A 14,509-nucleotide genomic window follows, 5' to 3' on the forward strand; every position below is an offset into this window, starting at 1 on the left:
AAGCGGGTAAGCATAGCTTGCTACCACCTTTCCTGCCGTAAGGAAGTGGACGTATGACGACCCTTTGAATCACACGGCCAGCGGCGTCACATAGCTGAAGCGCTTACGATACTGTTCCATTGTGCAGCCCACAGTACGCTTGAATAAACGCCGGAAAGAACTGGCATCCTCGTAGCCCACGCTCCAGATAATGCGGGCCGTTTGCTCGCGGCTGGATTCCAGTTTGTGTTTCGCGGCTTCAATGCGAAGGTGCTGGAGATACCCAATGGGCGTTTCCCCGGTAGCCTCCTTGAACCGGCGCTTGAAGGTGCGAGTGCCTAATCCGGCGACATCGGCCACATCATCAATGCTGATCGGGTCTGAGTAATGGTGTTCCAGCCAGGTTTGAGCCTTGCGGATGGGATCATCCTGGTGGGCTTTCCGGCTGTAGAAGGCCATATAGGGTGTCTGTTCCACTCGGCGCCCGTCCAGAACCAGCATCTTGCTGCAAGCCAGGGCGACCGAGGGAGAGGCAAAACGTTCCACCAGGTAAAGGCACAAATCCACAAACGCCGTCGCACCACCGGCACAGACAATCTGGCCGTTATCCACCAGCAGTTGATCTTCATCCAGTCGAATGTCCGGGTATCGGTCCCGAAACAATGGTGCTGCCCGCCAGTGTGTTGTGGCCACCTGATCGTAGAGCAAACCGGCCTCGGCAAGCACAAAACTGCCAGTGCACACGCTCGCCACCACAGCACCCTGTTCAAAGGCTTCCCTCAGCCAGCCAAAAAGTGGTGTGGCGGGTGCCAGGGTTCGTTCCAGAAGCTCTGCATTGACCGCTGCTTCAACGGAGGAGCCAACCACAATCAAATCTGGCCGGAAGCTTTCACGACACACCGTTGGTGTTACCAGAGCACCGCTGTAACCACGGACCGGCTGATTATCCACGGTCACCACCTGGCAGTTAAACAGGGGATCACTGTGAGCTCCTGGCACGCGGGCGCAATAGTTCGCCACAGTGAAGAAATCCATCACACCGTGCACGCCCGAAGCATGGCAGTTGGGCAAGGCAACGATTGCAACATTCATCATGAGAAATGGCCCTTTCCGCACTTTATATGTCAAATATGACACTCCTGCTAACAGCCGGCAAGCCCTAACCTGAAACTGTCATCCACCACAGCACGAAGAAGGACTTTCTCCATGACCTCACAACTGAATACACAGACAGTGATCCCACGCCACTCAAGCCAATCCGGGAAGCCCGCCACTCCGGGGCTTTCCGCGACCCGCCTGGCGCTACAACTCTATGCCCGGGTATCGCCGCAAAAAGCCGGAAAACTGGTGAACCGTATGGCCTTCCGGCCCTCCCGTCTGCCTCTGCCAGTTCGCTACGAGCACTGGCTGGATAACACCGACAGCTATACCCAGCTTCAACATGGCACGCGAACCATTCCGGTTTATTCCTGGGGTGAAGGCCCCGTGATTCTCGGAGTCCATGGCTGGGGAGGCGCAGGTATTCAGTTCGGCGCCTGGATTGAACCGCTGGTTGAAGCCGGCTACCGGGTAGTTCTCTTCGATGCCCCGGCTCATGGCCGCGCGCAGGGGGATAGCACAGATTTGCTCGAGATGGCAGACGTGACTGCTCATGTGGCTGCCAGCGTGGGCGGAGTTCGAGGTGTGCTGGCACATTCCCTGGGATGTATCGCAGTAGCGCGAGCTATCGCCAACGGGTTTGATACCGACTTCGTGGCTATGCTGGCACCGCCCGTCAGCCTGAAGGCCGTTATGGTGAACCTTGGCAGACAGTTGGCGCTCAGTCCCGAAGTACTGACCGTTCACCTCGAACTCATGGAAGACCGGTTCGGCCCATCCATTTGGGAGAAGCTGAATCTTGAGACGCTTTGCCGCGGTCTGAACCAGCGTGGTCTGATCGTCATTGATGACGCCGACACGTCCATTTCACCGGAAGAGAGCCAACGCGTGGCCGAAACGTGGGATAAGGCAGATCTTCTGCGCACCAGTGGCCTTGGCCACCATCGGATTCTCTCAAGTCCCATGGTCGTGGAAACGGTGCTGACAAGTCTGGACCGGGGGTGATGCCGTGCCAGAAAGCCGCGGTCACCCGGGTGAGAGTTCTTCCAGGTAAGTTTCGCCATCGGCGTACAGTGAGGCGAACTCCTCCTCGGGCACCACGGTGACCGCAATTTCCGGTTCGTGGTCACCTCCGCCAAGCAGCACGCCGCGCATCGGAGTGATATCGGAAAAGTCCCTGCCCCAGCCGAGGGTGATGTGTTCCAGATCCGGCCGCAAGGCATTGGTGGGGTCCAGCTCCAGCCAGCCGAAGTCCGGTACGAATACGGCTACCCAGGCATGGGTGGCGTCGGCGCCGACCAGCCGCTCCTTGCCCTCCGGCGGATGGGTGAGGATATAACCGCTCATGTAACGGGCAGCCAGGCCCACCGAGCGCAGGCAGGCAATCATGATGTGCGAGAAATCCTGGCAAACCCCGCGACGGGCCTTGAACGCCTGTTCCACCGGGGTAAAGGTTTCCGTCGCCGTCGCATCAAACTTGAAGTCGCGGTGAATCATCCGCATCAGGGCATCGGCCGCTTCCACCAGGGGCCGCCCCGGCAGAAAGGCTTCCCGGGCGTAGGCCGCATACTGGGAATCAATGGGCACATTGGTGGAGACAAACCGGAACGCCGTGGCCTGAAGATGGTCCGGCGGGAACTTCCTGTCGGCCCGGTACCTAAGGCTGTCGCGCACGGTTTCCCAGGGGACTTTTGCAGCGGATGCCGAGGGCTTCGGACGTTCACGAAGCTCCACCCAGAATTCGCTGATGATCTCCAGGTATTCGTGGTCGGCGGTGAAATGGATCTTGGTAATCCGGTTGCCAAAACAGTCCAGGAAAGAACGTCTTGCCGACGGTTCCGGGGAGATCGCCAGGTGATGCTCAAGGTTCCGCTGCCAGGGCAACGACCGCGGCGTGAGCCTCAGCAGATGGTGGGACTCCCCCACCACCTGATCGTACTGGTACAGGGTCTCATGACGCACATGGTAACGGACAAATGTCATGACAGGCGCCTCAATCCGGTTTCACAGGCCGGTCTGAATACCGGGTGTGAATAAAACACTGCCGCTGGATCTCATCAGACACACGATAGGCCTCGGACCGGATGTCACACAACAGCTCTGCCAGGGCTTCACAGGCTTTGTCCGGGCGTTTGCGTTCAAACGGATGTAAATCAAGCGCCTGGAGCCGCTGCAGGGAGTCGTTCAGATCCGGCGGAAACAGCTGCCCGGTTTTCCGCCCCATCTCCGGCAGATCCTTCTGTAGCTGCCTCAGCTGGAACATCACGGAATGAGGGTTGCTCCCATCTATCACCAGGGTATGGAGTACCCCCAGCAACTCCGGTGTCCGGCGGTAACGGGTGCGGTAGGTCACTTCCGAGTTGGCCACTTCCAGCAGCCACTCGAGCATGGCGTGGCGGCTGAACCGATCGCTGAACAACGGTACGCAGATCAGGGTACAGAGATTGGCAAGACGCTCCAGACGCCGGCCAATCACCAGGAATACCCAGCTGGCGTCCCGGGTGATGTCATCCATGGCGAAGCCGGCCAGGGAGATGCAATCCAGCAACACCAGATTCAATGCCCGGATCGATTGGTCCGGCGTTTTTGGTGGTGGCGCCAGAGGCTTGCCCACCCGATTGAGCGTGTGCCAGTTGTCGGAAGACAGCCGATCCCGGACCTGACTGGCATTGAAGAGCAACGCCTGGAGAATGGACGCAATTGAACCCGGAGAGGTCACATCACTGACCGCCTTGAGCAACATGTCTGGAAGCGGCTCCGGCACCGCGTCCTCTTCGGGTTCCGGCAGGGTGCCGAACTGCTCGGCTGCCTGCTGCAGCCCGAGCAGGGCTTCCTCACTGGCCTGGTCATGGCCCGACAGCCGGTTGAAAGCCGCCCGCAATAACCGGGCAGTCCCCTCAGCGCGCTCCGAATGCCGGCCCATCCAGAAAAGGTTCTCCCCTACCCGCGAGGGCGTGTCCCGTTCTCCGTCGAGCAGGTCCGAAACCTGCAACCGTTTTTTGATCAGGGACTTGGAGGGTGCCGTATAACGAGCCTGCACCCAGGTATCCTTCGACAATCCGCCCCGTTGCATGGAGATAACCTCCACACCCTCGTCCATGGCCACCCGGGTCAGGCCCCCGGGCATTACCCGCCAGCCCGAGGGCGTAGCCGCCGCGAATAGCCGCAGACCGATGGAACGGGTTGCCAGCGGCTGGTCCGGGTCCCCCTTCCAGACCGGCGCCTGCGACAGGTGGACGAGCTCCTGCCCGACGAAGGCATGGGGATGGGCGTGCATCTTCTTGATCAGGGCGTCGCGCTCTGCACCTTTCACCTGATAACCGAACACCGGCTCCATTCGCATGCTCGCGAAGGCAGGCTTGATAACCAGCTCATCCAGGTGCTCGATGACATAGTCCAGGGCCGGTTTCTCACCACACCACCAGGACGCCACCGACGGCATAGCCAGGGGGGAGCCCAGCAATTTCTTGGAGATCTCGGGCAAAAAGCCGAATAACGCGGCACTCTCCAGAACGCCTGATCCCAGGGCATTGGCCATCAGCACCTTGCCTGCCCGCACTGCCCCAAGAAGCCCGGGAATCCCCAGCACAGAATCGGCGCGAAGCTCCAACGGATCACAGAAGCCATCGTCCAACCGGCGATAAATGGCGTGTACCCGCCGCAGGCCCTGAAGTGTTTTCAGGTAGACGGTGTCGTCACGCACGGTCAGATCCTGACCTTCAACCAGCGGCAGGCCCAGGTAACGGGCCAGGAATACATGTTCGAAATAGGTTTCGTTGAACCGGCCGGGGGTCAACAGCACGCAAAGCGGCGATTCGGTTCCCGCCGGCGACATGTTCGCCAGGCTGTTCTGGAAGCCCTGGAAGAACTCCGACAGGTTGGTTACCGGCAGGTTGTGGAAGGGCGCCGGAAAAGCCCGGGAAATCACCAGCCGGTTCTGCAGGGCGTAGCCCGCTCCCGAAGGCGCCTGGGTCCGGTCCGCCATCACCCACCAGCCGCCATCCGGCGCCCGAGCCAGATCCACGGCGTACAGATGCAGGAAACGGCCCCCGGCCGGTTGAATGCCCTGGCAGGGCCACTGGAAACCCGCCTGGCCATAGACCAGGGCCGGCGGCATCAGACCTTCTTTTAACAGCGATTGCTCGCCGTAAAGATCGGCCAGAACGCTGTCCAGAAGCTCCGCACGCTGGGCGACGGCTTTCGATAGCCATTGCCACTCGTCGGCGCCCAGAACCAGCGGCAGCAGATCCACTTCCCAGGGCCGGGTATCGCCGCGAGGATCCTCGTAGACGTTGTAAGTTACCCCGTCTTCGGCGATGGCATTGGAAACGGCCTGGGCCCTGAGGTTGAGGCCGGCCACTGACTCAAGGTTCAGCTGCTGCAACAATGGCCGCCAGTGCGACTGCGGCCCGGAACCCATGGAGCCAAGCTCATCAAACCGATCCGGTACCGGGTGGTACTGGCGGAGGATGTCAGTTACTGCGCGCTGCTTCGCCACCTTGAATTCAGGCTCCGTTAGTCAGTGAGCTGGAAGCATAGCCGCTTTGCAGTCTCCTGAGCCAGTATCAAACGGTAAGTTCCCGCATGTTATTTGTGATACCGCAAATCCAGGGTAAACGGGAACTCCCGATGCTCCGGAACCGGCCTCAGCGGCTGCTGGCCTGAGCTGTGCCCCAGCCTGAAGAAGCGCGCCATACGGCGGCCTTCAGCCTCGAATGAATTCACCGGCAAGGTCTCGAAATTCCGGCCACCGGGGTGAGTTACGTGATATTCACAGCCACCCAGGCTGCGTTCGTTCCAGGTATCCACGATGTCGAAAACCAGCGGGCCATCCACGCCGATGGTCGGATGCAGGCACTGCGACGGCTGCCAGGCCCTATAACGGACTCCGGCAACCGATTCACCCACCATGCCGGTGGCCTGCAGCGGCAAAGGCACACGGTTACAGGTGATCTGGAAACGATCCGGCGCAGCGCCGCGTACCTTCACCTGCAAACGCTCCAGGGAAGAATCCACGTAGCGGGCAGTACCACCGATCGCACCGTGCTCCCCCGTCACGTGCCAGGGCTCGAGGGCCGAGCGCAGCTCAAGGGTTATGCCTTTAACCTTGTAGTCGCCAATCCTCGGGAACCGGAACTCGAAGTGGGGAGCAAACCACTCGCTCTCGAGCGGGTAACCCCGGGACTTCATATCGTCGATGACGTCCTCGAAGTCCTGCCAGACATAGTGCGGCAGCAGGAACCGGTCGTGCAGTTCGGTACCCCAGCGCACCAGCCCGCCGGGTTTGTAGGGCTGCTCCCAGAACCGGGCTACCAGGGCCCGCAACAGCAGCTGCTGGGTCAGGCTCATGCGGGCATGGGGCGGCATCTCGAAGGCCCGCAATTCCAGCAGGCCATGGCGACCGCCAGGGCCGTCCGGGGAATAGAGCTTGTCGATGCAGAATTCCGCCCGGTGGGTGTTGCCGGTGACATCCGTGAGCAGATCCCGGAGCAAGCGATCCACCACCCAGGGCGCGACTTTTTCGCCCACCGGACAAACCCGCTCCATCTCCTTGAAGGCCAGCTCCATTTCGAACACGTGGTCGTTGCGGGCCTCGTCGATGCGCGGTGCCTGGGAGCTGGGGCCGATAAACAGCCCGGAGAACAGGTACGACAGGCTCGGGTGGTTATGCCAGTAGCTGATCAGGCTGCGCAGAAGGTCCGGGCGGCGCAGGAACGGCGAATCCTCGGCCTTGCGGGACCCCAGCACAAAATGGTTGCCGCCGCCGGTACCGGTATGGCGGCCATCAATCATGAATTTTTCGGAGGTCAGATGGCACTGGTAGGCGTCGGCGTAAAGGGATTCGGTCTGCTCCACCAGTTCGTCCCAGGTGGCCACCGGCTGCACATTGACCTCGATCACCCCAGGGTCCGGGGTGATCCGGAAGTGGTTCAGGCGAGGGTCCGAAGGCGGCTCGTAGCCTTCCAGCAACACCGGTTGCTCCAGCCCGGCGGCGGTTTTCTCGATGGCGGCCACCAGCGCCAGGTAGGGTTCAAGCTCCGCCAGCGGCGGCATGAATACCCGCAGTATGCCCTCCCGGGGCTCCACGCAGAGCGCGGTACGGACCACCTCCGGGGAGGACTTACCTTTCTCAGGGGGCTTCGGTTCAGTGGCTTCAGCCTCCGCGCCGGGCTCTACACGCTGCCCGCGGCTGTTCCACTGGCGGATTTCCTCGTTTTTGGCCAACGGCCCATGGGGCGCGAACGGATCCTGCGGGTGAATCCAGGGGTAATCTGCTTCTGCCACCCAGGGCTGGCTGTCCAGGGGCAGGCGGTGACCCATGGGAGAGCCGCCGGGCACCAGGTAACAGCGTTCGCTGCGCAGGAACCAGGGGCCCGTTTCCCAGATCTGTTCCTTTTCAGAAACCCGCAGGGGCAGCACGTAGCCCACGGGCTCATCCAGGCCGCGGCTGAAAATCTGCTGGAGCTGTTTCCGTTCCAGGGCATTTTCGAGGCGGGAGTCGAACGGATCGACGTTGACCGGTAGGCGCCGCTCCCGCCAGAGGTAATAGAAGGCATCTTCAAAGGCCGGGAACACCTGCCCGGTGTCCAGGCCCAGCTCCCGGGTCAGTCCCTGGATAAATCGCTCGGCCGCCTCTGCCGTGGCGCCGCTGTGGTTGCGTTCGTCCGACAGCCAGCGCTCGTCCTGCCAGATGGTTTCGCCGTCCCGGCGCCAGAAACAGTTCAGGGACCACCGAGGCAAGGGTTCACCCGGATACCACTTGCCCTGGCCGAAATGGACCAGGCCGCCGGCGCCGTAGCGGTCCCGCATGCGGTGGTATAGCTGGATGGCTTTCTTGCGCTTGGTGGGACCCATGGCCTCGGTGTTCCACTCAGGCTCGTCCCGGTCGTGGTTCGCCACGAATGTGGGTTCACCGCCCTGGGTCAGGCGCACATCCAGCTCGGTCAGTCGCTGGTCCACCTCATGGCCGAGACCCACGATGCGTTGCCACTGGGCTTCGGTGTAGGGTTTGGTCACCCGCGGCGCTTCCCAGATACGCTGGACGCCCATCTGATGCTCGAATTCGACCTCGCAGTCTTCCACCATGCCGGAAATGGGCGCCGCAGAGGACGGATCCGGGCTGCAGGCCAACGGAATATGCCCTTCTCCGGCAAACAGGCCGGAGGTGGGGTCCAGCCCCACCCAACCGGCGCCGGGCAGAAATACCTCGCACCAGGCGTGCAGATCGGTGAAGTCTTCCTCGGCGCCCGAGGGGCCGTCGATGGCTTTCTGGTCCGCCTTCAGCTGAATCAGGTAGCCGGACACGAACCGCGCCGCCAGGCCCAGGTGCCGCAGCGTCTGAACCAGCAGCCAGGTGGAATCCCGACAGGATCCGGAGCCTTTTTTCAGGGTCTCCTCCGGAGTCTGGACACCTGGCTCCATCCGGATCAGGTACTCGATCCGATCGGCAAGACGCTGATTCAAACCCACCAGGAAATCCACGCTGGGGGTTTCCTTGCGGTCTATGGTGGCCATCCACTTACGGAATTCCGGTGTCTCCGGCAGTTTCTGCAGATAGGGCGCCAGCTCCGCCGTCTGCCATTCCTCGTAGTCGAAGGGAATGGTCTCCGCCCTCGGCTCCAGAAAGAAATCGAAGGGGTTGATCACCGCCATCTCGGCAACAAGGTCCACCGTGATCTTCAGTTCATCGGTTTTCTCCGGGAACACCAGACGGGCCAGATAATTGGCCTGCGGATCCTGCTGCCAGTTCAGGAAATGGCCTCCCGGCTCAACCTTCAAGGAGTAACTGAGGACGCGGGTTCGCGCGTGCGGGCACGGGCGCAAACGAACGATCTGCGGGCCCAGTGCTATCGGGCGCTCGTAGCGGTAGTGGGTGGTATGACTCAGGGCAACATGAATCGACATGGAACCTATCTCGCAGGCGAATAAAATGGGGAGTTTCAGGCTGTCTCGTAGACAGGAAACCAGGTCTCTGCAATGTCGTCGTGGAGCTCACCGATCTCCAGCTGCAGGTTCTCCAGGAACAGGATCACGTCTTCCTTGCGGATCAACGCATCCACATCGCCCTCACGGGTGTGACGTACCGCCTGCAATGCGGTGCGTAATGGAATCTCGTTCCTTGGCAGGCGGCCCAAAGCCCCGGCAACCTCGCTGAGGCTGTGCAGCACCGACCGCGGAAACGGCTCGTTTTGGAGCAGGAAGCGAATAACCAGGGGCCCGCTGACCTTGCGCCGCACATTGTGCCGGTACATCTGGAAGGCACTCTGATACCGCAAGACGCTGGTCCACAGCAGCCCGCCATAGGTTTCGGTGCCATCCCAGCCATCCAGAAACTGCAGGGCGCCCACTTCAATCTGGCGGGTGGCCATGTCGGCCCGCTCCAGGTTGCGGCCAACCCGGATGAAGTCGTAGCCCTCGTCGTGACTCATACAACCGGCCAGCAAACCATTGAGCATCTGGCAGCGACCGACGATCTCGTTCAGGAATTCGTACCTCGCCCGTTTCCCCACCCCCTGGTCGATGTGCTCCTGGATGTAACGGTAGAGTTCATTGATGACTTCCCAGGCGTCAGTCGGCACCTGGTCCCGGGTGGTACGCACGTTCTCCCGGGCAGCCTTGATGCAGGAGGCGATGGAGCTCGGGTTGTAGCTGTCAGCGATCAGAAACTTCACACAGTTGCGCTCATCGGCCTTCTGGTGGTGCTGGTCAAACAACGCGCCCATGCCCGTCACCGCCACCAGCCCCTTCCAGGACAGCTGGGTCTCCTTGGGCATATCCAGCGCCAGGGAATTGAAAGCCATGATCATCCGGGCGTTGTTCTCGGCCCGTTCAAGGTATCTGGCCATCCAGTACAGTCTTTCCGCTACACGTGACAGCACATCAGTTCTCCTCGTCCACGATCCAGGTATCCTTGCTTCCACCACCCTGGGAGGAATTCACCACCAGGGAGCCCTTGCGCATCGCCACCCGCGTCAGCCCGCCGGCCGTTACATAGGTTCGCACGCCCTGCAACACGAACGGCCTCAAATCCAGATGCCGTGGCGCCAACCCCTCGTCGCAAAGGGTGGGCGCCACCGACAGGCTCAGCGTGGGCTGCGCGATGTAATTGCGCGGGTTCTTCTTGATCAACCGGGCGAACTCGGTGCGTTGCTTCTTGGTGGAATGCGGCCCCACCAGCATGCCGTAGCCACCGGATTCGTTCGCCGGTTTCACCACCAGCTCGTCGAGGTGCTCGAGCACATACTCCTGGTCCTGCTTGTTCACACACATATAGGTGGGCACGTTCGGGATGATCGGCTCCTCATCCAGGTAATAGCGGATCATGTCCGGCACGAAGGCGTAGATAACCTTGTCATCGGCCACGCCGGCACCCGGCGCATTGGCCAGGCCAACCTTGCCGTTGCGCCAGGCCCGCATGAGCCCTGGTACACCAAGAGTGGAATCCGCCCGGAACACCTCTGGGTCCAGGAAGTCGTCATCAATTCGGCGATAGATCACATCCACACGCTCCAATCCCTCGACCGTGCGCATATAGACGCAATCATCCTCGCCAACCACCAGGTCGGCCCCCTCCACCAGTTCGGCGCCCATGCGCTGGGCCAGGAAGGAATGCTCGAAATAGGCTGAGTTGAAAATACCCGGCGTGAGCACCGCAATCTTCGGGTGATCCTGGGGCCGGGGCGAGATTGACGCCAGCATGTCGAACAGCTGATTGGTGTAGTCATCCACCGGCAGGATGCTGGTGTTGTCGAACAGCTCCGGGAACACCCGCTTGGTGAGCTGACGGTTCTCAAGCATGTAGGAAACGCCCGAGGGAACCCGCAGGTTGTCCTCCAGGACATACACCTTGCCATCCTTGTCCCGCACCAGATCCGATCCGCAGATGTGAGCCCAGACCCCCAGAGGTGGCGTAAAGCCCCGGCACTGCTCGCGGAAGTTCTTGGAGTTGGCGAACACGTACTTGGGGATCACCTTGTCCTTGACGATATTCTGGTCGTTGTAGATGTCATTGATGAACATGTTGAGGGCAGTCAGGCGTTGGGCAAGCCCCTGCTCAATGGTCTCCCACTCGCGGAGCGAGATTACCCGGGGAATGATGTCGAACGGCCAGGCCCGGTCGATATTCTCGCCCTCACTGTAAATGGTGAAGCTGATGCCCATCTCCAGTATCGCCAGCTCGGCAGCCTGCTGACGCGCCTGGATTTCCTCGGAGCCGAGATTGCCCAGGTAGTCGGTAATCGCCGTGGCCGCGCGTCGGGGCTTCCCCTTTGCAGCGATCAGCTCATCGTAGAAGTCATTTGGATCGTAATTTTTCCAGTCAATCGATTTGTTCTTTTTCATGTGGGGTCCTTTCGTTAACCACCGCGTGCTATTCGATGCACCAGACGGAGCTTTTCGACCACCGGAGCCGCCAGCACAAAGGGATAGGCGTCCTCGTGCCCCATGCTCCGGTTCAGGCTGTTAAGTGCGAGCGTGAGGGGAAACCAGTGCTTGATCAGCGCATCGAAGTCGTCTGCCTGATAAGGATCAAAGGCAGGATCAAGTTCACTGCGCGTCGGGCTCTGTTCGGCATGCAGTCGCAGGCCGAACTGCCAGGCCGTTTCCAATGTGTCCACCATATGCAGGTAGTGTGCCCAGGTCTCTGCCCAGTCTTCCCAGGCATGGCTGCTGGCGTAGGCGCTGATGTACCAGCTCTGCCAGTCACCGGGCGGGCCATACTGGTAATGCTGGTCCATCGCCTGTTTATAGTCTCTGTTGTCATCGCCAAACATCTCCCGGACCGGCCCGAGCCACGGCCCGGACCGAACCAGCAGATCCCAGTAATAGTGGCCGGATTCGTGGCGGAAATGCCCCAAAACGGTGCGATAGGGTTCAGCCATCTGGCTGCGCATCCGTTCCCGTTCAACCGGGTCCGCCTCGGCAATGTTCACGGTGATCACACCATTGGCATGACCGGTTTTTACCTTCGATCGCTCGTCAAACATCGCGGGCTGGTCGGCCAGAAAATCGAATGCCATGCCGTACTGATCTTCGTTCCTGGGTTCGCAGGGCAGCTTGAGACGCAACACGGAGTACACCAGGCGCCGTTTTTCCTTCTCAAGACGGTGCCAGAGATCCTGATTTTTTGGGACACTGAGATCGGGAATAGTGCGATTGAGGCGGCAGGCAACACAGAAAGCGTGAGGGTCGGTCAGAGGGATCAGCCAGTTGCAGGTCCCCTGGCTCTGGTAGTTGCCACAGAGCCGGTAAAGGTCGCCCCGGGCGACTGCCGCCCAGCTGCCATCATCTTTTGGCTCGATAGCCAGCAAGTCCATGACATCGGGTGCAAAGCCCAGGCCAGACCCGCAACTGGTACAACGACAGTTTTCAAAATACAGCAGGTTGGCGCATCGGCCGCAGTGAAACAGCTTCATCGGGGGACATCCTTGGCCGATACCGGCAAGACCATTGCTTCAAGTATTGGCCATCCGGGCCAAAACGCAACTTATCCACCGTTAGAAACTGGCTGGATGCCCGGCGAATCCGATGCTAGACGGCCATGGCAGGCTCTGCTCCGGCAACGCTCTCGCTGGCGCCCTTGCACAGGTACTGCTCTGCATCGAAGCGCCGGGTCTGTTGCCGGAACTGCCAGGTAAACCCCGGCCACAGGGTAGTGTTCCTGCCGTTTTCATTGACGTACCAACTCTTACAACCGGTCTGCCACACGGAGTCGCCCAGCCGGGCGTGTATAGACGCGTTGTAACGACTCTGGGCGTCCGGCTTCACGTCCATGCTGGTCCATTGCTGCCGGCGCATCTGTTGCAGGGCATCCAGCACGTACTGGATCTGACTTTCGATCATATACACCATGGAGCTGTGGCCGAGGCCGGTATTCGGCCCCATCAGCATGAAGAAATTCGGGAAGCCACTGACGGTGGTGCCTTTGTAGGCCTCGGCGCCGTCCTTCCAGGCATCCAGCAGATCCTGGCCGTTTCGCCCAAAGATCATGCCCGCCGGGATCGGGTCCTGGGCCCGGAAACCGGTGCCGTAGATGATGCAATCCACCTGCCGCTCATTGCCCTGACCGTCAATCACGGTGTTGCCCTGCACCTCACGGATACCCTCGGTCACAACGTCGACATGGTCCCGTGCCAAGGCCGGATAGTAGTTGTTGGAGATCAATACCCGCTTGCAGCCGAAATGGAAATCCGGGGTCACCTTCCGGCGGAGGACCTTGTCCGGAATCTGGCTACGGATATGCCGGCGGGCCTGCAATTCACCCAGCTTCAGAATCCGCGGATTGCCCACGAAACCCAGCACCCTCGCCTCGAGCGACCAGTAGATACTCTGCCGGAAGGCATTGAGCGTTTGCGGGAACGCCCGGAACAACCGCTTCTCCAGCGGCCTGATGGCCCGATCCGGCTTGGGCATGATCCAGGGCGGCGTGCGCTGGTACAGGTCCACCCCTGCCGCCTGCTTCGCCACCTCCGGAACAAACTGGATGGCCGAGGCACCGGTGCCGATCACCGCCACCCGCTTGCCCCGCAGATCATAGTCGTGATCCCAGTCCTGGGAATGAAAACGCTTGCCAGGGAAAGACTCGATCCCCTTGATCTCCGGATAGGCCGGGGTACTCAATCCGCCCATCCCCGACACCAGGATATCGGCTTTCAATGTATCGAATTCCGGCAGGCCCTTATCGGTGCGATCCAACCGGTCTCCCGGCTTCACGCCCTTCTCCTGCATATACGCCCAGAGCGCCGGGCTATCACAGGTTTCGAGTGTCCAACTTTGATGGTTCTCGTCGAATCGCGCCCCAGCCACATGGGTATTCAGCCGGATGTGCTTCATCAGCCCGTATTTCCTGGCGCAGTGCTTAAGATAGGCCTTGATCTCGTGCTGCTGGGCGTACATCCGGCTCCAGTTCGGGTTCTGTTCGAAGGAGAAGGAGTAGAGTGCAGACTGCACGTCACAGGCACACCCGGGGTAGTGGTTCTGGTGCCAGGTGCCGCCAATGTCGTCGCTCTGCTCCAGGATCACGAAGTCGTTGTAGCCGGCTTCCTTGAGTTTGATGGCCATACCCAGGCCGGAGAAGCCGGTGCCGATGATGGCGATCTGTGTGTTCTGTTCCATTGCTGCACTCCTGCGTTGGCCTGCCTGGCCTTGTCTGTTGTTGTCCGGCGGGTCATCATGGCCGGTAGACACATGTATACACAGGTTGGTAGACAGCCGCATACTGCCTGCTCGGTGATTGGCCTCAGGTGACTGATCGTTGGCCTGTACGGCGGGCTCTGGTTTGGGGGCTGGCCGTTTGTGGGAAGGGCTTCCAAAACACGCTCCTTCGGCACGTCCCTGTGACGCTTGGCTCTCGCCATCCATGGCGAGAGACAGTTTTGGAAGCCCTTCCCACAAACGACCGTCAGACTCATGCAAGCCCGCCCTTAAACATTAG

Annotated in this window: 9 protein-coding genes; 1 reads left to right on the forward strand and 8 read right to left on the reverse strand. The window is 60.6% G+C overall.

What is annotated here, in order from left to right; all coding sequences use genetic code 11:
• Positions 1-69: 69 nt before the first annotated feature.
• Positions 70-1,074 carry a helix-turn-helix domain-containing protein gene (locus QZ534_RS14765; RefSeq protein WP_296935395.1) on the reverse strand — a complete coding sequence of 335 codons (1,005 nt, stop codon included), beginning with the start codon at positions 1,072-1,074 and terminating at the stop codon, positions 70-72.
• 111 nt (positions 1,075-1,185) lie between these two features.
• Between QZ534_RS14765 and QZ534_RS14770 the strand changes: the two genes are divergently transcribed.
• Positions 1,186-2,082 (forward strand): alpha/beta hydrolase, encoded by an 897-nt coding sequence (locus QZ534_RS14770; RefSeq protein ID WP_296935397.1) that lies wholly within the window; start codon positions 1,186-1,188, stop codon positions 2,080-2,082.
• Between the two features lie 21 nt (positions 2,083-2,103).
• On the opposite strand, the gene QZ534_RS14775 is transcribed toward QZ534_RS14770, so the two are convergent.
• The 7 genes from QZ534_RS14775 to QZ534_RS14805 form a co-directional block, all read right to left on the reverse strand.
• Entirely contained in the window at positions 2,104-3,060 is a 957-nt protein-coding gene (locus QZ534_RS14775; RefSeq protein WP_296935399.1) for a transglutaminase family protein, read from the reverse strand.
• Positions 3,061-3,070: 10 nt separating this feature from the next.
• Positions 3,071-5,575: a circularly permuted type 2 ATP-grasp protein gene (locus tag QZ534_RS14780; RefSeq protein ID WP_296935400.1), complete on the reverse strand. Its 2,505-nt coding sequence runs from the start codon at positions 5,573-5,575 to the stop codon at positions 3,071-3,073.
• A gap of 89 nt (positions 5,576-5,664) precedes the next feature.
• Positions 5,665-8,982 carry a DUF2126 domain-containing protein gene (locus QZ534_RS14785; RefSeq protein ID WP_296935402.1) on the reverse strand — a complete coding sequence of 1,106 codons (3,318 nt, stop codon included), beginning with the start codon at positions 8,980-8,982 and terminating at the stop codon, positions 5,665-5,667.
• 35 nt (positions 8,983-9,017) lie between these two features.
• Positions 9,018-9,956, reverse strand: a complete 939-nt coding sequence (locus QZ534_RS14790; protein ID WP_296935403.1) for an alpha-E domain-containing protein — start codon at positions 9,954-9,956, stop codon at positions 9,018-9,020.
• Position 9,957: 1 nt separating this feature from the next.
• A complete protein-coding gene (locus tag QZ534_RS14795; protein WP_069182333.1) occupies positions 9,958-11,418 on the reverse strand; it encodes a circularly permuted type 2 ATP-grasp protein in 1,461 nt (486 codons plus the stop codon).
• A gap of 14 nt (positions 11,419-11,432) precedes the next feature.
• Positions 11,433-12,491 carry a putative zinc-binding peptidase gene (locus tag QZ534_RS14800; RefSeq protein WP_296935404.1) on the reverse strand — a complete coding sequence of 353 codons (1,059 nt, stop codon included), beginning with the start codon at positions 12,489-12,491 and terminating at the stop codon, positions 11,433-11,435.
• A gap of 115 nt (positions 12,492-12,606) precedes the next feature.
• The gene (locus tag QZ534_RS14805) at positions 12,607-14,190 is read right to left on the reverse strand and encodes an NAD(P)/FAD-dependent oxidoreductase (RefSeq protein WP_296935405.1); all 1,584 of its coding nucleotides are present in this window, start codon (positions 14,188-14,190) and stop codon (positions 12,607-12,609) included.
• Positions 14,191-14,509 lie beyond the last annotated feature (319 nt).

Source organism: uncultured Marinobacter sp., assembly GCF_913055835.1.
GTDB lineage: Bacteria > Pseudomonadota > Gammaproteobacteria > Pseudomonadales > Oleiphilaceae > Marinobacter.